The sequence below is a fragment of the Kosakonia sp. H7A genome, assembly GCF_003028445.1.
GTDB lineage: Bacteria > Pseudomonadota > Gammaproteobacteria > Enterobacterales > Enterobacteriaceae > Kosakonia > Kosakonia radicincitans.
Map to the genome: position 1 here is coordinate 186858 of NZ_PYTZ01000004.1, position 21116 is coordinate 207973.

21 protein-coding genes and 1 other annotated feature are annotated in these 21116 nt (G+C 53.0%); of the genes, 5 read left to right on the forward strand and 16 right to left on the reverse strand.

What is annotated here, in order from left to right:
* Nucleotides 1–12: 12 nt before the first annotated feature.
* The 3 genes from nhaA to dnaK all read right to left on the reverse strand — a co-directional run bounded on the left by nhaA (nucleotide 13) and on the right by dnaK (nucleotide 4487).
* The gene (gene nhaA / locus CWM66_RS15975) at nucleotides 13–1176 is read right to left on the reverse strand and encodes a Na+/H+ antiporter NhaA (protein ID WP_107146886.1); all 1164 of its coding nucleotides are present in this window, start codon (nucleotides 1174–1176) and stop codon (nucleotides 13–15) included.
* Nucleotides 1177–1342: 166 nt separating this feature from the next.
* Nucleotides 1343–2488 carry a molecular chaperone DnaJ gene (gene dnaJ, locus CWM66_RS15980; RefSeq protein ID WP_007373081.1) on the reverse strand — a complete coding sequence of 382 codons (1146 nt, stop codon included), beginning with the start codon at nucleotides 2486–2488 and terminating at the stop codon, nucleotides 1343–1345.
* 85 nt (nucleotides 2489–2573) lie between these two features.
* Nucleotides 2574–4487 carry a molecular chaperone DnaK gene (gene dnaK, locus CWM66_RS15985; protein WP_007373080.1) on the reverse strand — a complete coding sequence of 638 codons (1914 nt, stop codon included), beginning with the start codon at nucleotides 4485–4487 and terminating at the stop codon, nucleotides 2574–2576.
* A 298-nt stretch (nucleotides 4488–4785) separates the two neighbouring features.
* Between dnaK and satP the strand changes: the two genes are divergently transcribed.
* On the forward strand, nucleotides 4786–5352 hold the full coding sequence (satP, locus tag CWM66_RS15990) for an acetate uptake transporter (RefSeq protein WP_007373072.1): 567 nt from the start codon (nucleotides 4786–4788) through the stop codon (nucleotides 5350–5352).
* A gap of 183 nt (nucleotides 5353–5535) precedes the next feature.
* On the opposite strand, the gene CWM66_RS15995 is transcribed toward satP, so the two are convergent.
* The 4 genes from CWM66_RS15995 to CWM66_RS29105 form a co-directional block, all read right to left on the reverse strand.
* Nucleotides 5536–6843 carry an MFS transporter gene (locus CWM66_RS15995; RefSeq protein ID WP_107146887.1) on the reverse strand — a complete coding sequence of 436 codons (1308 nt, stop codon included), beginning with the start codon at nucleotides 6841–6843 and terminating at the stop codon, nucleotides 5536–5538.
* Between the two features lie 126 nt (nucleotides 6844–6969).
* The gene (mog, locus tag CWM66_RS16000; RefSeq protein ID WP_007373070.1) at nucleotides 6970–7557 is read right to left on the reverse strand and encodes a molybdopterin adenylyltransferase; all 588 of its coding nucleotides are present in this window, start codon (nucleotides 7555–7557) and stop codon (nucleotides 6970–6972) included.
* A gap of 107 nt (nucleotides 7558–7664) precedes the next feature.
* Entirely contained in the window at nucleotides 7665–8618 is a 954-nt protein-coding gene (tal, locus tag CWM66_RS16005; protein ID WP_007373069.1) for a transaldolase, read from the reverse strand.
* Nucleotides 8608–8964, reverse strand: coding sequence for a hypothetical protein (locus CWM66_RS29105; protein ID WP_167290016.1), 357 nt, complete (start codon nucleotides 8962–8964; stop codon nucleotides 8608–8610). Before CWM66_RS29105 ends, tal begins: the two co-directional genes overlap by 11 nt.
* Here CWM66_RS29105 and CWM66_RS16010 point away from each other — a divergent pair.
* On the forward strand, nucleotides 8915–10345 hold the full coding sequence (locus tag CWM66_RS16010) for a sodium:alanine symporter family protein (protein ID WP_107146888.1): 1431 nt from the start codon (nucleotides 8915–8917) through the stop codon (nucleotides 10343–10345). The two genes, CWM66_RS29105 and CWM66_RS16010, sit on opposite strands and share 50 nt — an antisense overlap.
* An 80-nt stretch (nucleotides 10346–10425) precedes the next feature.
* On the forward strand, nucleotides 10426–11199 hold the full coding sequence (gene yaaA / locus CWM66_RS16015; protein ID WP_007373067.1) for a peroxide stress protein YaaA: 774 nt from the start codon (nucleotides 10426–10428) through the stop codon (nucleotides 11197–11199).
* Nucleotides 11200–11236: 37 nt separating this feature from the next.
* Here yaaA and CWM66_RS16020 read toward each other — a convergent pair whose 3' ends face one another.
* The 7 genes from CWM66_RS16020 to yjjY all read right to left on the reverse strand — a co-directional run bounded on the left by CWM66_RS16020 (nucleotide 11237) and on the right by yjjY (nucleotide 17988).
* Entirely contained in the window at nucleotides 11237–11524 is a 288-nt protein-coding gene (locus CWM66_RS16020; protein ID WP_007373066.1) for a DUF2502 domain-containing protein, read from the reverse strand.
* A gap of 195 nt (nucleotides 11525–11719) precedes the next feature.
* Nucleotides 11720–13006, reverse strand: a complete 1287-nt coding sequence (gene thrC / locus CWM66_RS16025; RefSeq protein ID WP_007373065.1) for a threonine synthase — start codon at nucleotides 13004–13006, stop codon at nucleotides 11720–11722.
* A 3-nt stretch (nucleotides 13007–13009) separates the two neighbouring features.
* Nucleotides 13010–13939 (reverse strand): homoserine kinase, encoded by a 930-nt coding sequence (gene thrB / locus CWM66_RS16030; RefSeq protein WP_007373064.1) that lies wholly within the window; start codon nucleotides 13937–13939, stop codon nucleotides 13010–13012.
* A 1-nt stretch (nucleotide 13940) separates the two neighbouring features.
* A complete protein-coding gene (gene thrA / locus CWM66_RS16035) occupies nucleotides 13941–16403 on the reverse strand; it encodes a bifunctional aspartate kinase/homoserine dehydrogenase I (protein WP_035886558.1) in 2463 nt (820 codons plus the stop codon).
* 24 nt (nucleotides 16404–16427) lie between these two features.
* Nucleotides 16428–16545: a sequence feature (Thr leader region), on the reverse strand.
* On the reverse strand, nucleotides 16484–16552 hold the full coding sequence (gene thrL / locus CWM66_RS16040; protein ID WP_071532065.1) for a thr operon leader peptide: 69 nt from the start codon (nucleotides 16550–16552) through the stop codon (nucleotides 16484–16486). (Overlaps the previous feature by 62 nt.)
* Nucleotides 16553–16762: 210 nt before the next feature.
* Nucleotides 16763–17449: a tRNA/rRNA methyltransferase gene (locus CWM66_RS16045; protein WP_107146889.1), complete on the reverse strand. Its 687-nt coding sequence runs from the start codon at nucleotides 17447–17449 to the stop codon at nucleotides 16763–16765.
* Between the two features lie 398 nt (nucleotides 17450–17847).
* Nucleotides 17848–17988, reverse strand: a complete 141-nt coding sequence (gene yjjY, locus CWM66_RS16050) for a protein YjjY (protein WP_086870418.1) — start codon at nucleotides 17986–17988, stop codon at nucleotides 17848–17850.
* 94 nt (nucleotides 17989–18082) lie between these two features.
* Here yjjY and arcA point away from each other — a divergent pair, with 94 nt between their 5' ends.
* Nucleotides 18083–18799 carry a two-component system response regulator ArcA gene (gene arcA, locus CWM66_RS16055; RefSeq protein WP_003856501.1) on the forward strand — a complete coding sequence of 239 codons (717 nt, stop codon included), beginning with the start codon at nucleotides 18083–18085 and terminating at the stop codon, nucleotides 18797–18799.
* A 50-nt stretch (nucleotides 18800–18849) separates the two neighbouring features.
* On the opposite strand, the gene creA is transcribed toward arcA, so the two are convergent.
* Nucleotides 18850–19323: a protein CreA gene (gene creA, locus CWM66_RS16060; protein ID WP_071920192.1), complete on the reverse strand. Its 474-nt coding sequence runs from the start codon at nucleotides 19321–19323 to the stop codon at nucleotides 18850–18852.
* 215 nt (nucleotides 19324–19538) lie between these two features.
* On the opposite strand from creA, the gene robA reads away from it, so the two are divergent.
* Nucleotides 19539–20411: an MDR efflux pump AcrAB transcriptional activator RobA gene (gene robA, locus CWM66_RS16065; protein ID WP_007373059.1), complete on the forward strand. Its 873-nt coding sequence runs from the start codon at nucleotides 19539–19541 to the stop codon at nucleotides 20409–20411.
* Here the strand turns inward: robA and gpmB are convergent.
* Nucleotides 20408–21055: a 2,3-diphosphoglycerate-dependent phosphoglycerate mutase GpmB gene (gene gpmB / locus CWM66_RS16070; protein WP_007373058.1), complete on the reverse strand. Its 648-nt coding sequence runs from the start codon at nucleotides 21053–21055 to the stop codon at nucleotides 20408–20410. The genes robA and gpmB overlap by 4 nt on opposite strands.
* Between the last annotated feature and the right edge of the window lie 61 nt (nucleotides 21056–21116).

The window sequence follows — 21116 nt, forward strand, 5'->3', positions numbered from 1 at the left end:
TCACTCCCGTCGCTAAGCGCGAACGATCCGCGTACGCAGCAGGCAATAACCCGCCACTGCTGAGATAATCGAGCCGGTGAGGATCCCCAATTTACTCCACGCAATCATCTCCTCATGGGCATCGCCAAAGGCCAGCGAAGCGATGAAAATCGACATGGTAAAGCCAATGCCGCACAGCACGCCTACCGACATAATCTGCTTAAATGCAGCGCCCTGCGGTAACTTCGCCAGCTTAAAACGTAACGCCAGCCAGCAGAATATTGTGATACCCAGCGGCTTACCAAGAACCAGCCCGGCAATAATGCCTAACGGCAGCACATCTCCCAGCCCGGATACAGACATGCCGCTTAGCGATACGCCTGCATTCGCAAAAGCAAATAATGGAAGGATCAGCCATCCAACCCACGGATGAATCGCATCGACCAGTTGGCGGGCCGGAGAAACACCGTTCTGCTCGCGCAGCGGAACAAAGAAACCAACAACCACCCCGGCGAGCGTCGCGTGGACACCAGATTTTAGCACCGCCGTCCACAACACTATCCCAACCAGCATATAGATGCCGACGCGCCGCACATTACAGGCATTCAGTATCGCCAGCACGGCAATGGATGCCGCCGCCACACCCAGCGCTGTGGTTGAGAGATCGCTGGTGTAGAACAAGGCAATAATGATAATCGCCCCCAGATCGTCAATGATCGCCAGCGCCATCAGAAACACTTTCAGCACCACAGGCACGCGATTACCCAGCAAAGCAAGGACACCGAGAGCAAAGGCAATATCCGTCGCGGTTGGAATAGCCCAACCGTGTCGTGCCAGTGGATCGTGGAAATTGAACAGCAGGAAGATCAACGCGGGCGCAACCATACCGCCAAGGGCAGCAATCACCGGAAATACGGCCTGTTGACGGCTGGCAAGTGCGCCCTGGACCAGTTCATATTTCACTTCCAGGCCAATCATCAGGAAAAATACGGCCATCAACGCATCGTTGATCCATAGCAGCATATTTTTATTGATTTCCAGCGAACCAAACTTGAATTCGACGAGCGTCGACAGGAAGTTGTGGTAAAGATCCTGTGTTACTCCGAGGTTGGCACACAGCATTGCGAGCACTGCCGCAATGATAAGTACGATGCCCCCAGCGGCATCGCTGCTAAAGAAACGCTGTAAAAGCTTCATGTTATTCTCTCGTTCACTATTCCGTTGTGCGGACTATCTTACCCCTCGCGAATCCTCGATAAAATCAGATTATAATTGGGTATAGATTCTCTTTTTCCGAGTAGTGGCAAAAACGATAAAAAAAGCCCGGCATAAAGCCGGGCCTGATGTACGCGGTGCAGAAGGCTTAGCGCGTCAAATCATCGAAGAATTTTTTCACACCGTCGAAGAAACTCTTGGAGCGCGGGCTGTTGTTCTCGCCCGTCGGGCCACCAAAGCTGTCCTGCAGATCTTTCAGCAGTTGCTTCTGCTTTTCGTTCAGGCCAACCGGCGTCTCAACAACGACGCGGCACAACAGATCGCCCTGCGCGCCACCACGGACGGACTTCACGCCCTTACCGCGCATGCGGAACAGTTTACCGGTCTGGGTTTCGCTGGGTACTTTCAGCTTCACGCGACCATCCAGCGTCGGCACTTCGATTTCACCGCCCAGCGCCGCCATAGCAAAGTTGATCGGCACTTCGCAGTACAGGTTATTGCCTTCACGCTCGAAGATAGGGTGCTGTTTCACCTGCACCTGAACGTACAGATCGCCTGCCGGTGCGCCATGCTCACCCGCTTCGCCTTCGCCGCTCAGGCGGATGCGATCGCCGGTGTCCACACCTGCCGGGATTTTGACGGACAGGGTTTTGGATTTCTCCACGCGGCCATGACCGTGACATTTGTTGCACGGATCTTTAATTAGCGTACCGCGCCCCTGACAGTGCGGACATGTCTGCTGTACGGCAAAGAACCCCTGGCGCATCTGTACCTGGCCGGAACCATGACAGGTCGGACAGGTTTGCGGCTGAGTGCCGGGTTTAGCGCCGCTGCCGTGGCAAACGTCACACTCTTCCAGCGTCGGAATGCGAATCTCTTTGGTGACGCCGCGAACCGCTTCTTCCAGCGTCAGATCCATGTTGTAGCGCAGGTCTGCGCCACGGGCTGCACGCTGACGGCCACGCCCCCCGCCGAAGATATCGCCGAACACATCGCCGAAAATATCACTGAAGTCAGCGCCGCCGCCAAAACCGCCGCCGCCGAATCCACCGCCACCCATTCCGCCCTGCTCAAATGCAGCATGGCCGTACTGATCGTAAGCCGCACGTTTTTGGGCATCGGTCAGGACTTCGTAGGCTTCTTTTATTTCTTTAAATTTGGCTTCAGCCTCTTTATCGCCCTGGTTGCGGTCCGGGTGATATTTCATGGCCAGGCGTTTATACGCCTTTTTGATTTCACGCTCTTCCGCTGTTTTCGGAACGCCTAAAATCTCGTAATAATCTTGCTTCGCCATCGGTTTATCTGCCCCTTAACATACGAGCACGGGCGTGGAGAAAACTCCGACGCCCGTGCTGGTTATCTACCCTGCATCAGGGCGATTATTTTTTGTCTTTGACTTCTTCGAACTCGGCGTCGACAACATCGTCATCTTTCGCGTTGTTCGCGGAAGCATCAGCGCCCGCTTGCTGCTGTGCGTGCTGCTGTTGCGCGATTTCCAGCAGTTTCTGAGAAGCCTGCGCCAGCGCCTGCATTTTCGCTTCGATTTCAGCTTTGTCTTCGCCTTTCAGCGCAACTTCCAGCTCGCTCAGTGCAGACTCGATAGCCGTTTTGTCTTCTGCCGGCAGTTTATCGCCTGCTTCTTCAACCTGCTTACGCGTGCTATGCAGCAGATGATCGCCCTGGTTACGGGTTTGCACCAGCTCTTCGAATTTACGGTCAGATTCCGCATTCGCTTCTGCTTCACGAACCATTTTCGCGATTTCTTCTTCGTTCAGACCCGAAGAAGCCTTGATGGTGATCTTCTGCTCTTTACCGCTGTTTTTGTCTTTCGCGGAAACGTGCAGGATACCGTCAGCATCGATATCGAAGGTGACTTCAATCTGCGGCATACCGCGCGGCGCCGGGTTGATACCATCCAGGTTGAACTGACCCAGAGATTTGTTATCGGACGCACGTTTACGTTCACCCTGCAGCACATGGATGGTTACAGCGGACTGGTTATCTTCCGCAGTAGAGAACACCTGGCTGTGCTTGGTCGGGATGGTGGTGTTTTTGTTGATCAGCGCAGTCATCACGCCGCCCATGGTTTCGATACCCAGCGACAGCGGGGTAACGTCCAGCAACAGAACGTCTTTAACTTCACCAGTCAGAACACCGCCCTGAACCGCAGCACCGATAGCAACGGCTTCATCCGGGTTAACGTCTTTACGCGGCTCTTTACCGAAGAACTCAGCCACTTTTTTCTGCACCATCGGCATACGAGTCTGGCCACCGACCAGGATCACGTCGTTGATGTCGGATACGGACAGGCCAGCATCCTGCAGTGCAACTTTCAGCGGCTCGATTGAACGGTTAACCAGATCTTCCACCAAGCTTTCCAGTTTCGCGCGAGTCACTTTAATGTTCATGTGTTTCGGACCAGTCGCGTCTGCGGTGATGTACGGCAGGTTCACGTCGGTCTGCTGTGCGGAAGAAAGCTCGATTTTCGCTTTTTCTGCCGCTTCTTTCAGACGCTGCATCGCCAGCGGATCGTTACGCAGATCGATACCCTGATCTTTCTTGAACTCTTCCACCAGGTAGTTGATCAGGCGGCTATCGAAGTCTTCACCACCCAGGTGGGTATCACCGTTAGTAGCCAGTACTTCGAAGGTTTTTTCGCCGTCAACTTCATCGATTTCGATGATAGAGATATCGAACGTACCACCGCCCAGGTCGTAAACCGCGATGGTGCGGTTACCGGTTTCTTTATCCAGACCGTAGGCCAGCGCTGCCGCTGTCGGTTCGTTAATGATACGTTTCACTTCCAGACCTGCGATACGGCCGGCGTCTTTGGTTGCCTGACGCTGAGCATCGTTAAAGTAAGCAGGTACGGTGATAACCGCTTCAGTTACCGGCTCGCCCAGGTAATCTTCGGCAGTTTTCTTCATTTTTTTCAGCACTTCGGCAGAGATCTGCGGCGGTGCCATTTTGGTGCCTTTTACATCAAGCCATGCATCGCCGTTATCAGCAGCAATGATTTTGTACGGCATGATGGCTTCGTCACGCTGGACTTCTTCGTCCTGGAAGCGACGGCCGATCAGGCGTTTGATCGCAAACAGGGTGTTTTGCGGGTTCGTCACGGCCTGACGTTTAGCCGGCTGACCTACCAGAGTTTCACCATCCTGTGTGTAAGCAATGATAGAAGGAGTGGTGCGATCGCCTTCAGCATTCTCCAGCACACGAGCCTGAGTGCCATCCATAATGGCTACACAAGAGTTGGTTGTCCCAAGGTCGATACCAATAATTTTACCCATCTAAACGTCTCCACTAAAAATTCGTCATCATGTGGTTGTGAACCTGTAATAAGGGCGAAACGTGCTGTTTCAACCACCCTGTATCGTTTTTTTTTCAGGCCCACACACTGCGGTTGACTACAAGATGGGGTCGCTAAGCGGCTCATCAAGGGGCAAACGATAAAAAATTTTTTAATTTACACCTGTTCAGATCATAGACAGGCCCATTACCGCTATTTATGATGCCGCGCCCCGCCAGTTCAACAGGGCGCGGGGACTTTCATTTCTCCCTTTTCATATTGATTTATTTTGAGGAATTATGGGCAACACTAAGTTGGCTAATCCGGCTCCGCTGGGCTTAATGGGTTTCGGCATGACCACTATTCTGCTTAACCTGCACAATATTGGTTTATTCCCAATGGACGGCATTATTCTGGCGATGGGCATTTTCTATGGCGGTATCGCACAAATTCTCGCGGGCCTGCTTGAATATAAAAAAGGCAACACCTTTGGTTTAACTGCATTCACCTCTTACGGTTCTTTCTGGTTGACGCTGGTCGCTATTCTGCTGTTTCCGAAAATGGGCCTTGCGGATGCGACAAACGGCCACTTCCTTGGCGTTTATCTGGGGATTTGGGGCGTCTTCACCCTGTTTATGTTCTTCGGCACGCTGAAAGGCGCTCGTGCGCTGCAGTTCGTTTTCCTGAGCCTGACCATACTGTTCGCCCTGCTGGCGGTAGGTCATCTGGCTGATAACGAAAGCATCGTACATGTCGCGGGCTGGATCGGTCTGGTTTGCGGCGCGAGCGCCATCTACCTGGCGATGGGCGAAGTGCTGAACGAACAGTTCGAACGCACAGTTCTGCCAATTGGTGAAAAGCATTAATTCCTACGCTGAATTCTAAAATGCGAAGCCTGGCTTCGCATTTCTGCTATACCACTATTCCTGATATTTTCCCGCCCTCAGCCGTTACAGTCCTTAATTAAATTGGCGCATAAAAACAGGATATTTCGCTGTTAATTATTCCCGGCCGTTCAAACTGAAAACGGAGCCTGCGGCTCCGTTTGTTTATGCTTGCTCTACCGGTCGCTCCGCTACGCTATCCTGATGATGGAGATCCTGGCGCAGCCAGATCCCCAGCGCCAGACCAATCAGCGACAACGCCAGTACATACCAGGCCGGCGCCATCGGCGAAACGCCCATTAGCATGGTCACCGCAATCGGCGTCAGGCCACCGAAAATAGCGTATGAAACGTTATACGAGAATGAGATTCCCGTGAAGCGAACCTCCGCCGGAAACGCCCGCACCATCACGTAAGGAACCGCGCCGACCACGCCAACGCACAACCCCACCAGGCCATACAGGACAAAAAGCTGCTCAGGGTGTGCGCCCACCAGGTGATAGAAGAACCAACTGGTACAGGCAAGCAGCACGCTGCCAATGATAAAAGTGCGACTGGCACCAAATTTATCGACCAGCAGCCCGGCGGCCAGACAACCGAAGCACAGCATAATGGTCGCAATGCTGTTGGCCTGCAACGTCAGGGCCGGAGCAAAGCCATACTGTTTTTGCAGCCAGACCGGCGACATCAAAATGACCACAACAATCCCGGCGGAAAGCAGCCAGGTCAGCAGCATGGAAATCACCACTGCTTTTTTATGTTTCAGCACGACCGATTTAACAGGTAATTCCTGCGCCAGCGCTTTACGTTGCTGCATCTCAAGAAAGATCGGTGTTTCTTGCAACCAGCGGCGCAGATACATCGCCACCAGGCCAAATGCGCCGCCCAGCAGGAACGGAATACGCCAGCCACCATCATGAATAGCTTGCTGGGTCATGCTGGTATTAACCAGCGTCGCCACCACCGAACCGAGCAAAATCCCTACGGTCAGGCCCGCAGTCAACGTACCGCAAGCAATACCGATGCGACGCGCCGGAACATGTTCCGCCACAAACACCCACGCGCCAGGCACTTCGCCACCGATGGCCGCGCCCTGTAAAACACGCATTGATAGCAGCAACAGCGGTGCCACAATGCCTGCTGAGGCGTACGTTGGCAGCAAGCCAATCACCAGCGTCGGCAACGCCATCAGCAGAATACTCAGGGTGAACATTTTCTTGCGCCCGACCAGATCGCCGAAGTGCGCCATGACAATACCGCCGAGCGGACGCGCCAGATAACCGGCGGCAAAAATGCCAAAGGTTTGCACCTGGCGCAGCCATTCCGGAATATCCGCCGGGAAGAAAAGCTCGCCGACGACAGCGGCGAAGAAGACGAAAATGATGAAATCGTAAAACTCCAGCGCACCGCCGAGGGCAGCAAGCGTCAGCGTTTTATAATCCTGTTTGTTCAGAGGACGAGTGGGATTTGACATAGCGAACCATTTGTAAATAGGGAGTGCTGATTTAATTATTACGAATTGTGTAAATTAAAACTTACTATACCGTAAATGAATCAACACGCCATGGTTCGCCGTCTTTATTTCAGAAAAGATTAACTTTTAGGATAATGTTTCGCGCCTTGCATTTTTAGGCCGGAAAGATGCTACGACTTGCGGGTTGGTTTCAACGTAAGGACCGTCAAGCAGCTGTACACAATACGGTACACTGGCAAAAATACCGGGCACTTTCACTTCGCCGTCCGCGCTTTTTAATCCTTCCAGCGTCTCTTTGATCGATTTGGGCTGGCCGGGTAAATTCAGGATCAATGCCTGTTTGCGGATCACGCCGACCTGGCGGGAGAGGATAGCCGTCGGTACAAAATTGAGGCTGATTTGGCGCATCTGCTCACCAAATCCCGGCATTTCGCGATCGGCAACCGCCAGCGTCGCGTCCGGCGTTACGTCGCGTCGCGCAGGCCCCGTGCCGCCGGTTGTCAGCACCAGATGGCAGCTCATTTCGTCCACCAGCTCGCACAGCGTTTGTTCGATGATGCTTTGCTCGTCCGGGATCAACCGGGTCTCAATCTGAAACGGGGTGGTCAGCGCGCTCGCCAGCCACTCTTCAAGTGCAGGAATGCCCTTATCCTGGTAAATACCGCTGGATGCACGATCGGAAACCGAAACTAAACCAATGCGTAGTGTGTCCATATTCATTCCGTTCAAAAAAACTATTTAACGAAATGATACACGCTGAGGGGAAAGGCAGACAGTAGGGAGAGAAGAAGCGTGGCCGGCAAACCGGCCACGCCTGAAGATTACAGCAGATCGCCGATCATTTTTTCCAGTTTTTCCTGGTCAACGGCAAACTTACGGATACCATCCGCCAGTTTATCCACCGCCATCGGATCCTGGTTATGCTGCCACAGGAATTCCGCTTCGGTGATGCGTTCCGGACGCGCTTTCACTTCGCCGGTATACGCCAGTTTGCGCTCAATGGTACCAGCACTTTCAGACAGTTCTTTCAGCAGCGCCGGAGCGATGGTCAGACGGTCGCAGCCTGCCAGTTCGATGATTTCACCGGTATTACGGAAGCTGGCGCCCATCACCACGGTTTCATAACCATGCTGTTTGTAGTACTGGTAAATTTCGGTTACGGAAACCACACCCGGATCTTCTGCCGGCGCGTACTCTTTCTTGTCGGTGTTGGCTTTGTACCAGTCAAGAATACGGCCTACAAACGGGGAGATCAGGAATACGCCCGCTTCGGCACATGCGCGCGCCTGCGCGAAGGAGAACAGCAGCGTCAGGTTACAGTTAATGCCCTCTTTTTCCAGCTGTTCCGCAGCGCGAATACCCTGCCAGGTAGAGGCCAGTTTGATCAGGATGCGATCGTTGCTGATACCGGCATCGTTATACATCTTGATCAGACGTTTCGCTTTGGCGATAGAGGCTTCGGTGTCGTAAGAGAGACGAGCATCAACTTCGGTAGAGATACGGCCCGGGATCAGTTTGAGGATTTCCAGACCAATGTTCACCGCCAGGCGATCTGTCGCGTCAACAATCTGCTGCGCGCGATCGCTGCTCTGAGCGCGAGCCCATGTTACGGCATCATCGATCAGCTTACGGTATTCCGGGATTTGCGCAGCGCCAAGGATCAGAGAAGGGTTCGTTGTTGCATCCTGCGGCTGGTACAGTTTCATTGCCGCAATATCTCCGGTATCAGCCACGACTGTTGTGTACTGACGCAGGGAGGTCAATTTATCCGTCATGATAGTATTTCTCTTTAAAGATACCCTGAATAATCCATGTCAGGCTCACGACACGTTTGCGCCCCTGAAGCACAACCGCAGCCAGCGCACCTGAACGTGAAGTATGACGAGTATACTTGTTAGGGGGATGTAACCGGTCTGCCCTGATGATAACACGACGACCTGCCAGCGCAACCGCAGACAATGCTGTGTAAATAGTATGGTAAACTCTCCTAATTAATTGCCTGCGAAGTGATGTGCTTCCAATGACAGCCTCGCCCCAGGTTACAAACCCGGCATCAACAAGAGGAATGTTAATGCCTGAATTTTTCTCGTTTATCAGTGAAATACTCTGGGGCTCATTCATGGTGTACCTGCTGGCGGCGGCGGGTATCTGGTTTGCTGTCCGCAGCCAGTTTGTCCCCTTTCGTTTTCTGCGCGACTTTAGGAAAAGCCTTAAAAGCAGCCGCACCCCGCAACCCAACGCGCTCACCGCTTACCAGGCACTCTGTCTGAGCCTGGCAACACGGCTGGGCAGCGGCAACCTGGCGGGCGTGGCCTTTGCATTAACCTCCGGCGGGCCTGGCGCCGTTTTCTGGATGTGGATCTCCGCGCTTATCGGCATGGTGATCAGCTTTGCCGAATGCTCTCTGGCGCAGCTGTATAAAGAGCGTGATACGGAAAATCAATTTCGTGGCGGCCCGGCATGGTATATGGCCCGCGGTTTAGGTATGCGCTGGATGGGCGTACTTTTCTCAGTGTTCCTGCTGCTTACGTATGGCCTGGTGTTTAATACCATTCAGTCCAGCGCCGTCGCACGGGCCATACACTTTGCCTGGGGCGTTCCGGGAATCGCCAGCGCCATGGCACTGGCGCTCTGCGTACTCTTTTTCATCGTTCGGGGATTAAAACCTGCCGCCCGGCTGATGCAGTGGTTGGTGCCAGTGATAGGGCTTGTCTGGATCCTGGTCAGTCTGTGCCTCAGTCTTTGGCATGCCAACTTACTGCCAGGGATTTTTACCACCATCATCAAAAGCGCTTTCGGCTGGCAGGAAGCAGCGACAGGCACGATGGCTTACACCCTGAGTCAGGCGATGACCAGCGGTTTTCAGCGCAGCATGTTTGCCAACGAAGCCGGACTGGGATCGTCGCCTAACGCCGCCGCTATGGCCGCTTCATGGCCGCCGCACCCGGTAGCACAGGGAATTGTGCAAATGATCGGCGTGCTGACGGATACCTTCCTGGTCTGCACCGCCAGCGCACTGGTATTGTTGCTGGCGGGTACGGTTCCGCTAAGCGACGCATTTGGTGGCATCCAACAGCTTCAGCAAGCCATGGCTTCATTGACCGGGGGCTGGGGTGCGGGATTTGTCGCCTGTATCGTCGTGCTCTTCGCATTTACTTCGATCGTCGCGAATTATATTTATGCGGAAAATAATCTGATCTTTTTACGCTGCAACAGTAATCGAAATCTCTGGCTGCTGCGCATCGGTATTTTATTGATGGTAGTGGCAGGTCCCATACTCAGCGTACCGCTTATCTGGCACATTGCCGATGTCGTGATGGCGCTAATGGCGATGATTAACCTGACCGCCATTTTGCTGCTTTCACCGGTTGTCAGAGTGCTGGCCCGCGACTATCTGCGCCAGCGCAAACTGGGAGTCATGCCGGTCTTCAACCCGCAGCGTTATCCGGAAATAGAGCGTCAACTGGCGCCAGGCAGTTGGGATGACATTCCCCGCTCGTAGCGCTAATCGCAACTATCGATCAAGTCTGTCGGTTTTTTTGCTAAAGTCAGCGGAAATTTCTCGCACAGCAAGGACTGAGTATGTTGATTCTGATTTCACCTGCCAAAACACTCGATTACCAAAGCCCGCTGGCGACAACGCGTTTTACCCAGCCGGAACTGCTGGATCACTCGCAGCAACTGATTAACAGCGCACGTAAGCTCTCCGCGCCGCAAATCAAAGCGCTGATGGGGATCAGCGACAAGCTGGCCGATCTGAACGCTACGCGTTTTCACGACTGGCAGCCTGATTTCACTCCGGAAAATGCGCGCCAGGCTATCCTGGCATTTAAAGGAGATGTCTATACCGGCTTGCAGGCAGAAACCTTTAGCGATGCGGATTTCGATTTCGCGCAGCAACATCTGCGTATGCTTTCCGGTTTATACGGCGTGCTGCGTCCGCTGGATCTGATGCAGCCGTACCGGCTGGAGATGGGCATTCGCCTGGAAAATGCTAAAGGGAAAGATCTCTACCAATTCTGGGGCGATGTGATCACCCACAAACTCAACGAAGCCATTGCGGCGCAAGGCGATGAGATCGTTATCAACCTGGCCTCTGATGAGTATTTCAAATCGGTCAAAACGCAAAAGCTGAACGCCCGGATCATTAAGCCGGTGTTTCTTGACGAGAAAAACGGCAAGTTCAAAGTCATTAGCTTCTACGCCAAAAAAGCACGTGGCCTGATGAGTCGTTTTATTATTGAGAATCGCCTGACGAAACCGGAGCAATTAACCGGGTTTAACAGCGAAGGCTATTTCTTTGATCGGGAAGTTTCATCGCAGGAAGAGTTGGTGTTTAAGCGGCACGAACAGTAAGAAAAACCCTCTCCTGCTCGGGAGAGGGTCAGAAAGGCTATGGATGGCGATGCCAGTCATCATCCGGCCCGCCACGGTGATCGTCATGGCGATCATCATGCCGGTCGTCAAAGTGGCCGTGCGGCTGCCAGCGGTTCTCACGCCATTCGTAGTGTCTCTGCCACCAGCCATGATCGCGCCAGTGCCCGCCATCCCAGTAGTTTCCACCGCGGTCGCGATCGCCGATTTGCAGTTTCACTGCCGGCACAAGGGTGATTTCTGCGGCCTGAACAGCCAGAGGAGCCACCAACATCATGGAAAGCGCTAACATCACAGGTTTCAACATAGGTTACTCCTTCGCATCATCTTGCCCGTTATGGGCCGATGTCAGGAGATTACGCAACGCCAGATGATGTTGTTATTGTCCGCAATCCTAATCTCTGAACCCCCGCATTTAATGGGAATTCATCCGTTTTCCCTGCCATTTTTCTACATAATTTCTCCCTGATTCCCCCGCTTGCAGGCAGGGGAAGCAGAGAAATTACGCGTTACGCATCATCAACTGGCGTAATGCCGCGAAATCCGCAGGTAACTGATGGGAAAGCAGCGGCAGATCCGCGCGATCCGCCAGTTCCTTCGGCAACGGTAACGGTTCGCCCAAAATCTCTTCCACGCTCTCTTTGAATTTCGCAGGATGAGCCGTACCGAGGAACAGACCGTACTCGCCCGGATTAAGCTGATCGCGCAGGGCGCGATATGCAATCGCGGCATGCGGTTCAGAAACGTAACCTTTATCCTTCAGCTCGCGCATGGCCGCTTTCGTCGTTTCATCGTCCACGGCAGCATAACCCAGCTCATTCAGACGCCAGATTTTACGGCGGAACAATTCTTCAACGCGCGGCCAGTTGTTCGGCTGGCTAACATCCATGGCGTTTGAGAGCGTCGCTTGCGTTGCTTTTGGCTGCCATTGCCCCTCTTTGAGGAAACGCGGCACGGTATCGTTGGCATTGGTTGCTGCGATAAAGCGTTTGATCGGCAACCCCAGCGATTTCGCCAGCAAACCAGCGGTCAGATCGCCGAAGTTACCGCTCGGTACGGAAACCACCAGCTGGTTGCGCGCTTCCTGTGGCAACTGCGCAACCGCTTCGAAGTAGTAACAAATCTGCGCCAGCAAGCGGCTGATATTGATCGAGTTCGCCGAGTTCAACCCCAGCGCGGTCTTCAGTTCTTCATCGTCGAAGGCCTGTTTCACCAGCGCCTGGCAGGCATCGAAGTCGGCATCAATCGCCACAGTTTCGATATTACCGCCCAGCGTACAGAACAGTTTTTCCTGCAACGGGCTGATTTTGCCTTGCGGATAGAGGATCACCACGCGCACATTTTTCATGCCGTAGAAGGCATGAGCAACCGCAGCGCCGGTATCGCCCGAGGTAGCAGTCAGGATGGTCACCGGTTTATCGCCGCTGATGGCGCTCAGCATCTGCGCCATAAAACGTCCGCCGAAATCTTTAAATGCCAGCGTTGGCCCATGGAACAGCTCCAGACAGCCGATATCGCTCTCTACCGGTTTAACCGGTGCCGGGAAAGCAAACGCGGCGCGTACCCGCGCTTCCAGTTCGTCCTGCGGAATTTCGTCGCCAATAAAAGCGGCTAGGATCTTCGCGCTGCGGCTGACGAAATCCTGCTCCAGCATCGCGTCGATTTCCGTCAGGTTAAATTCCGGCAGCTCGTGCGGGAAAAACAGGCCCTGATTTTTGCCAAGCCCCTGCGTTACGGCCTGCGCAAAGCTGACCTGCTCGTTGTGATCTTTTAAGTTGTAGAGTTTCATTGGTTATCCCACTACTCGTGCGCCCGCCGTATCCAGCCGGCAAATATGAACAAAGCCTTCCTGATTCTGCAGATAGTGTTTGCCAAGCCAGTCGGCTACGCGCTGAGCGGTATCCGGCTTATCGCATAAAGCAAACAGCGTTGGCCCGGAACCGGAGATCCCACAGGCCAGCGCGCCAATATCGGCCACTGCCTGACGCGCTTCGCCAAAGCCCGGCAGCAATTTCATGCGGTACGGCTCGGCAATCACGTCTTTCATCAATTTTGCCGCCAGCGCGGGCTGGCGGGTGTAGCAGGCGTGAATAAAGCCCGCCAGATGCCGCCCGTGAGCGATGCAATCCTGACGGCGATATTGCGCGGGCAAAATAGCGCGCGCTTCCGCCGTTGAGACTTTAATGCCCGGATAGGCCAGCACCCACAACCATTCATCAAAGCCTGGCACCTGCTGGCTGATAATGCCGCTTTCCTCGATCATCAACTGCATACCGCCGAGGAAACAAGGCGCGACGTTATCGTAATGCACGCTGCCTGAAATACGCCCTTCCAGCTCGCCCATCAGCGCCAGCATGCGCGTATCATCCAGCGGTTTACCGCAATACTCGTTCATCGCCACCAGCGCGGCAACAACGGAACACGCGCTGGAGCCGAGCCCCGAGCCAATCGGCATGTTTTTTTCCAGCGTCATTGCCACCGGAACCTGCTTGCCAATCGTCTGGCAGAACAGTTCCCAGCACTGATAAACGATATTTTCCTGCGGTTCAGTCGGTAATTTACTGGCAAAACGGCCAATATTCTTCAGGCTGAAATGTTCAGCGGCTTCCACCGAAACATTATCGCCCAGCAAAGTTCCATCTACCGGCGTCACCGCCGCGCCCAGCACATCAAAGCCAACACTCATATTGGCGCTTGAAGCCGGAGCATACACCTTCACCATGTCAGACTCCTAACTTCCAGGACAGGGTACGCAGCAGGTCTGCGAATACGCCAGCTGCTGTTACATCGTTACCCGCGCCGTAACCGCGTAATACCAACGGCAACGGCTGATAATAGTGGCTGTAGAACGCCAGCGCATTCTCACCATTTTTCACTTTGTAGAGCGGATCATTACCGTCAACAGCGGCGATCTTCACCCGACAGGTGCCATCTTCCTCAATATTACCGACATAACGCAGCACTTTTCCTTCATCACGGGCTTGCGCCACGCGAGAGGCGAACTCGTCATCCAGTTGTGGCAGGCGCGCCATTAAGCTCTCAACATCGCCGGACGCATCAAACGTTGCGGGTAAGACGGGCTCAATGACAATATCAGAAAGCTCCAGTTCTCGTCCGGTTTCACGAGCCAGAATCAACAGTTTACGCGCGACATCCATCCCGGAGAGATCGTCTCGCGGGTCCGGTTCGGTGTAACCCAACTCGCGCGCCAGTGCCGTGGCTTCCGAGAGGTTCATTCCCTCATCCAGTTTGCCGAAAATAAACGACAGTGAGCCAGAAAGGATCCCGGAGAAGTGCTGTAACTCATCACCGGCATTGAGCAGGTTTTGCAGGTTTTCAATCACCGGCAGGCCGGCACCAACGTTGGTGTCATACAGGAATTTACGGCGAGATTTCTCCGCTGCGCGACGCAACTGGTGATAGTAATCCAGCGACGAGGTGTTGGCTTTCTTATTCGGCGTGACAACGTGGAAACCTTCCCGCAGGAAATCCGCGTATTGATCGGCCATCGCCTGGCTGGAGGTACAGTCAACAATCACCGGGTTAAGCAGATGATACTCTTTCACCAGACGGATCAAGCGCCCCAGATTGAAAGGTTCTTTCGCCTCCGCCAGTTCGGCCTGCCAGTTTTCCAGATTCAGGCCATGCACATTGGTCATCAACGCTTTTGAATTCGCCACGCCGCAGACGCGCAGATCGATATGCTTGTTTTTCAACCAGCCTTGCTGACGCTTCAACTGCTCCAGCAGCGCGCCGCCGACACCGCCAACGCCAATGACAAAAACTTCAATCACCTGGTCGGTGTTAAATAGCATCTGGTGAGTAACGCGCACCCCAGTCGTCGCATCATCATTGCTCACCACAACCGAGATAGAGCGTTCAGAGGAGCCCTGAGCAATCGCCACAATGTTGATATTGGCGCGTGCCAGAGCGGCAAAGAATTTCGCCGAGATACCACGCAAGGTACGCATGCCATCGCCGACCACGGAGATGATCGCCAGACGCTCCATCACTGCCAGCGGTTCCAGCAGCCCCTCTTTGAGTTCCAGATAGAACTCTTCATTCATCGCTTTCTGAGCGCGAACACAATCGGACTGCGGCACACAGAAGCTGATGCTGTATTCCGAGGAGGATTGGGTGATCAAGACGACGGAAATCCCTGAGCGTGACATCGCCGCAAATACGCGGGCAGCCATGCCGACCATGCCTTTCATGCCCGGGCCTGAAACGCTAAACATCGCCATGTTGTTCAGGTTGGAGATCCCTTTCACCGGCAGACCATCTTCGTCCGACGTTGCACCAATGAGTGTGCCGGGAGCTTGCGGGTTACCGGTATTTTTAATCAGGCAAGGGATCTGGAACTGGGCAATCGGGGTAATTGTGCGGGGGTGAAGAACTTTGGCGCCGAAGTAGGAAAGCTCCATGGCTTCCTGATACGACATGGACTTCAGCAGCCTGGCGTCCGGTACCTGCCTCGGGTCGCAAGTATAAACGCCATCGACATCCGTCCAGATCTCACAACAATCGGCGCGTAAACAGGCGGCCAGCACAGCGGCAGAGTAATCCGAACCGTTGCGCCCCAGCACCACCAGCTCACCTTTTTCGTTACCGGCAGTGAAACCAGCCATCAGCACCATATGATCTTGCGGAATGCGGCTGGCAGCGATGCGGCGAGTTGATTCTGCAATATCAACAGTCGATTCCAGATAGTGACCAACGGCGAGTAATTTTTCCACCGGATCGATAACGCTGACTTTATGACCACGCGCTTCCAGCAGACCGGCCATGATGGCGATAGAGAGTTTTTCACCACGACAGATCAGCGCCGCATTGATACTGTCCGGGCACTGGCCCAGCAGGCTGATACCATGCAGGACATGCTTGATCTGCGCGAACTCTTGTTCGACGAAGTTTTTTAACTGTGTGAGGGGAAATCCAGGTTGCGCATCGGCCAGCCCTTGCAGCAGGTCAGCGAAAATACGTTCTGCATCGCTAATATTCGGTACTGCATCCTGGCCACTGATGGTCTTTTCGATCATCGCCACCAGATGGTTGGTAATTTTCGCCGGGGCAGAAAGTACGGTCGCTACCTGCCCCTGCCTGGCATTGCTTTCCAGAATGTCGGCAACACGCAGAAAACGTTCTGCATTTGCCACTGATGTACCGCCGAACTTCAACACTCGCATGGTTTTACCCCTTGATCTTTGGTCGAAAAAAAAGCCCGCACTGTTCAGGTGCGGGCTTTTTTCTGTGTTTCCTGTACGCGTCAGCCCGCACCGTTACCTGTGGTAATGGTGATGGTTGTAATAATGGTAATGGTGCTGATGCGTGTCATAGATGTTGTGTGCTCTGTAATATTATCTGTCTGTGCTGTATGCCTATATTGGTTAAAGTATCTGCCCGCTTAAGTCAATTTATTTTTATTTTTTACATTTTTATTCGCCTTCCCGGCTGCGCTGAAACGACAGTTAATTTCAGCGCGACAGGGTCATTACAACAATAGATTTCAGCGGCTTTAACTATAAAACAAACTTATCGCAGTGACTTACTCGGAGAGTTTTTTTTCAATATCATGCAGCAATCGGTGCAACATTGCCGTGTCGCGCTGTTCAAGCAGACCAAGACGCTGATCCAACCAGTCCGCCATTTTTATATCGTCCGCAACGCCAAGTTTCTCCAATAATTCACGAGCCCGCAAACGCAATGCGCGCAACTGATTATCATCAACCGGAGCCGCTTGCTGAGGTGCTTGTTGCATTAATGACGCTAATTGATAGCAAAAAACCATTACTGCCTGCCCCAGATTCAGCGATGGATAATCCGCAGCCATCGGCACGCCGGTTAAGATGTCCGCCAGCGCCAGCTCTTCATTGGTTAAACCGGAATCTTCGCGACCAAAAACCAGCGCAGCACTGCCAAGCCACGTGCGTTTCTCTTGCAATAGCGGCACCAGTTCTGCTGGCGTCGCGTAATAATGGAACTTCGCCCGGCTACGCGCCGTGGTCGCAATGGTGAACTGAACATCCGCCAGCGCGTCGGCAAGCGCCGCATAACGTTTAACATTATCAAGGATATCGCCGGAACCGTGGGCAACACGGCGCGCACCTTCCTGTAAATGCGCATCGCTATCGACAATGCGCAAGTCATGAAACCCCATGGTTTTCATCGCCCGGGCAGCGGCGCCGACATTTTCGGGCCTTGCGGGGCAAACGAGTACAACAGCCAATTGCATCTTACTTTCTCTTCTTACTGATTCCGCAGGAGAATGTGACAGACATCAACATACTACGCAGAGCGAATTTACAATTTTCTAACACGAATCACTGATTTTCAGATTACGCACAATTAAAAAAAGCTAAACTGTTTATCAGCAATCGTACCTGCTAAGATGTTAACAGAAGGGGCTTATCCCTATGTTTATACATAGTATTTTATTACAGTATTTCGTTCTTGTATTGGATTCATCATATTTATCAATTAATATGCGCAACTAGTTGGTTTATTGATAAATAGTCGCAAGCGCTGGCATTTGGCTGTGAGGATTTCGCCAGACTGTTAACGTGCTACAATTGAACTTGATATATGTCAACGAAGCGTAGTTTTATTGGGTGTCATTTACGTCTTAGCCTGTTATGTTGCTGTTAAAATGGTTAGGATGACAGCCGTTTTTGACACTGTCGGGTTCAGAGGGAAAGTGCCCACGACCAAGCTAATGATGTTGTTGACGTTGATGGAAAGTGCATCAAGAACGCAATTACGTACTTTAGTCATGTTATGCCGTCATGTTAATTTTCGACATGCACCAGGCTGGTCAGGGACTTTTGTACTTCCTGTTTCGATTTAGTTGGCAATTTAGGTAGCAAACATGCAGACCCCGCACATTCTTATTGTTGAAGACGAGTTGGTAACACGCAACACGTTAAAAAGCATTTTCGAAGCAGAAGGCTACGATGTCTTTGAAGCGACTGATGGCGCTGAAATGCATCAGATTCTTTCTGAAAATGATATCAACCTGGTGATTATGGATATTAACCTGCCAGGTAAAAACGGTCTTTTGCTGGCGCGCGAACTGCGTGAGCAGGCGAACGTCGCCCTGATGTTCCTGACCGGACGTGATAACGAAGTCGATAAGATTTTGGGCCTCGAAATTGGTGCCGACGACTACATCACGAAGCCGTTCAACCCACGTGAACTGACTATTCGCGCACGCAATCTGCTGTCCCGTACCATGAATCTGGGCACGGTCAGCGAAGAACGCCGCAGCGTTGACAGCTACAAGTTCAACGGTTGGGAGTTGGATATCAACAGCCGCTCACTGATCAGCCCAAACGGCGAACAGTATAAGCTGCCGCGCAGTGAATTCCGCGCGATGCTGCACTTCTGCGAAAATCCGGGGAAAATCCAGTCCCGTGCCGAACTGTTGAAAAAAATGACAGGCCGCGAGCTGAAACCACACGACCGTACCGTGGACGTGACGATTCGCCGCATTCGCAAACATTTTGAATCCACGCCGGACACACCGGAAATCATCGCCACCATTCACGGTGAAGGTTACCGTTTCTGCGGCGACCTGCAGGAATAAGCGAAGATTGATAAAAAAAGCGGCGCTCAGGCGCCGCTTTTTTATTTCCACTATTTGCTCCACGGAATGATAGGAACTGCGCTTAAGGCATTCTTCGGCGAACCTTCGACGACTTTGTCGGAGTAGGCTAAATATGCCAAAGTGTTACGTTTTGCGTCATAGAAACGCACCACCTGCAATTTTTTAAATACCAGCGAAGTCCGTTTCTGGAAGACCACATCGCCCTGTGCCTTGCCGTTTTTAATTTTATCGCTCAGTTCAACCGGCCCAACCTGCTGGCAAGAAATGGCAGCATCTGAAGTATCCTCCGCCAGCCCCAGCCCGCCTTTGATACCGCCGGTTTTCGCCCGGCTGATATAACAGGTCACGTTTTTAACGTCCGGGTCGTCAAACGCCTCAACTACAATTTTGTGATCCGGGCCAAACATTTTAAATACCGTATCCACAGAACCAATCTGTTCCGCCTGGGCTGAACTCCACGCCATCAATATCAACGCAGGAATGCATAACTTCGTGTATTTCATATTGTTACCATTTTTGAATATTACGTTTAGCAACTATTCAGTTTTCAAATGAGAAACTGTTTGCAGATCACCGATTTACAAAATTTATGATGAAAATCAGTCACAATGCGGATTTGTGCACAAAAAAAACACCGAATGCTAAAGCCTTAAAAACCCGCTATTATCCGTCCCCTGGTATCAGGTGTTCATCGCTGTATTAAGGAAGAGGATATTGTATGGATCAGGCTGGGATCATTCGCGACCTACTCGCCTGGCTGGAAGGCCATCTGGATCAGCCGCTCTCATTAGATAATGTGGCGGCAAAAGCGGGCTATTCCAAGTGGCATTTGCAACGGATGTTCAAAGACGTCACCGGCCACGCCATTGGTGCTTACATCCGCGCTCGTCGCCTGTCAAAATCCGCAGTCGCATTACGGCTTACCGCCCGTCCTATTCTTGATATTGCGCTACAGTATCGTTTCGATTCACAGCAAACGTTCACCCGTGCTTTCAAAAAACAGTTTACCGTCACGCCAGCGCTCTATCGCCGTTCGCCGGACTGGAGCGCCTTTGGCATCCGCCCGCCGCTGCGTCTTGGCGAGTTTACCTTGCCTAAACATGAATTTGTAACGCTGCCGCAAATGCACCTGATCGGCACAACGCAGAGCTATACCTGCTCGCTGGAGGAGATCTCCGATTTCCGCAACCAAATGCGCATCCAGTTCTGGCGTGAATTTTTAAGCAATGCGCCGACGCTTCCTCAGGAATTGTACGGGCTGCACGAACCGCGCCCCAGCCTCGAGAAAGATGATGAGCAGGAGGTGTTTTACACCACGGCGCTGACGCCGGAAATGGCGAATGGTTATTTGAGCAATGCGCAGCCGGTATTACTGGAGGGCGGCGATTACGTGGCTTTCTCTTTTGAAGGCTCTCCGGACGGGCTACAGGACTTTATTCTGACCGTTTATGGCACGTGCATGCCAATGCTCAACCTTACGCGCCGCAAAGGTCAGGATATTGAGCATTTCTACCCGCAGCATGACGACTCACGCGATCGTGAGCCGCCGTTACACATTCGCTGCGAATATCTGGTGCCTATCCGCCGTTAACGCTGTAATTCATCCAGCGCAGGGGCGTCGAGATGCGAAACATCGCCTGCAGTTTCCACCACCCAGCCGGATGCCAGCCACGGGCTGTGCTGGTAATCGATGCGGGAGATGGAGCAGTTGCGCAGACGCAGACGGCGTTCAGCATAAGCCGGAAGCCCGAGAATGGTACTCACCAGGCAGCCCAGCGCCATACCGTGACTGACCAGCATCGGGCGGCTTCCTTCCGGTAGCTCCAGACAAGTAGCCAGCGCGGCGTGCATACGATCGCTCAGCTCCTGCATCGACTCACCGTCAGGAATACGGCCATCTGCCGTGCCATTCACTAACTGGCGACGCCAGCTCTCTTCTTCTTCCGTCAGGGAATCGATATGGCGGCGTTCGAGCACGCCCATGTCCAGCTCGCGCAGGCGTGGCTCAAGCGTAATTTCGCAACCGCAGGCATCAGCGATGATCTCCGCCGTGCGACGGGTACGCCCCAGATCGCTGGCAATAATATGGGTGATGCCCAGCGCTTTCGCGCGTTCAGCCACCTGCCACGCCTGCGTTTCCCCTTTGTCGGTTAACGGACTGTCTGACTGGCCTTGAATACGACGCTCGGCGTTCCACTGCGTTTCACCGTGGCGAACAAGGTATACCTGTAACATGCTTTTTTATCCATTATACTGCGATGAATTTATTATCTGAGGAAGGTCTTTGTCCGGGATA

Bases quoted from the DNA above. Each gene is read 5' to 3' on its own strand.
- nhaA (WP_107146886.1), bottom strand. From the start codon at position 1,176: ATGAAGCTTTTACAGCGTTTCTTTAGCAGCGATGCCGCTGGGGGCATC.
- dnaJ (WP_007373081.1), bottom strand. From the start codon at position 2,488: ATGGCGAAGCAAGATTATTACGAGATTTTAGGCGTTCCGAAAACAGCG.
- dnaK (WP_007373080.1), bottom strand. From the start codon at position 4,487: ATGGGTAAAATTATTGGTATCGACCTTGGGACAACCAACTCTTGTGTA.
- satP (WP_007373072.1), top strand. From the start codon at position 4,786: ATGGGCAACACTAAGTTGGCTAATCCGGCTCCGCTGGGCTTAATGGGT.
- CWM66_RS15995 (WP_107146887.1), bottom strand. From the start codon at position 6,843: ATGTCAAATCCCACTCGTCCTCTGAACAAACAGGATTATAAAACGCTG.
- mog (WP_007373070.1), bottom strand. From the start codon at position 7,557: ATGGACACACTACGCATTGGTTTAGTTTCGGTTTCCGATCGTGCATCC.
- tal (WP_007373069.1), bottom strand. From the start codon at position 8,618: ATGACGGATAAATTGACCTCCCTGCGTCAGTACACAACAGTCGTGGCT.
- CWM66_RS16010 (WP_107146888.1), top strand. From the start codon at position 8,915: ATGCCTGAATTTTTCTCGTTTATCAGTGAAATACTCTGGGGCTCATTC.
- CWM66_RS29105 (WP_167290016.1), bottom strand. From the start codon at position 8,964: ATGAATGAGCCCCAGAGTATTTCACTGATAAACGAGAAAAATTCAGGC.
- yaaA (WP_007373067.1), top strand. From the start codon at position 10,426: ATGTTGATTCTGATTTCACCTGCCAAAACACTCGATTACCAAAGCCCG.
- CWM66_RS16020 (WP_007373066.1), bottom strand. From the start codon at position 11,524: ATGTTGAAACCTGTGATGTTAGCGCTTTCCATGATGTTGGTGGCTCCT.
- thrC (WP_007373065.1), bottom strand. From the start codon at position 13,006: ATGAAACTCTACAACTTAAAAGATCACAACGAGCAGGTCAGCTTTGCG.
- thrB (WP_007373064.1), bottom strand. From the start codon at position 13,939: ATGGTGAAGGTGTATGCTCCGGCTTCAAGCGCCAATATGAGTGTTGGC.
- thrA (WP_035886558.1), bottom strand. From the start codon at position 16,403: ATGCGAGTGTTGAAGTTCGGCGGTACATCAGTGGCAAATGCAGAACGT.
- CWM66_RS16045 (WP_107146889.1), bottom strand. From the start codon at position 17,449: ATGCAATTGGCTGTTGTACTCGTTTGCCCCGCAAGGCCCGAAAATGTC.
- yjjY (WP_086870418.1), bottom strand. From the start codon at position 17,988: ATGACTAAAGTACGTAATTGCGTTCTTGATGCACTTTCCATCAACGTC.
- arcA (WP_003856501.1), top strand. From the start codon at position 18,083: ATGCAGACCCCGCACATTCTTATTGTTGAAGACGAGTTGGTAACACGC.
- creA (WP_071920192.1), bottom strand. From the start codon at position 19,323: ATGAAATACACGAAGTTATGCATTCCTGCGTTGATATTGATGGCGTGG.
- robA (WP_007373059.1), top strand. From the start codon at position 19,539: ATGGATCAGGCTGGGATCATTCGCGACCTACTCGCCTGGCTGGAAGGC.
- gpmB (WP_007373058.1), bottom strand. From the start codon at position 21,055: ATGTTACAGGTATACCTTGTTCGCCACGGTGAAACGCAGTGGAACGCC.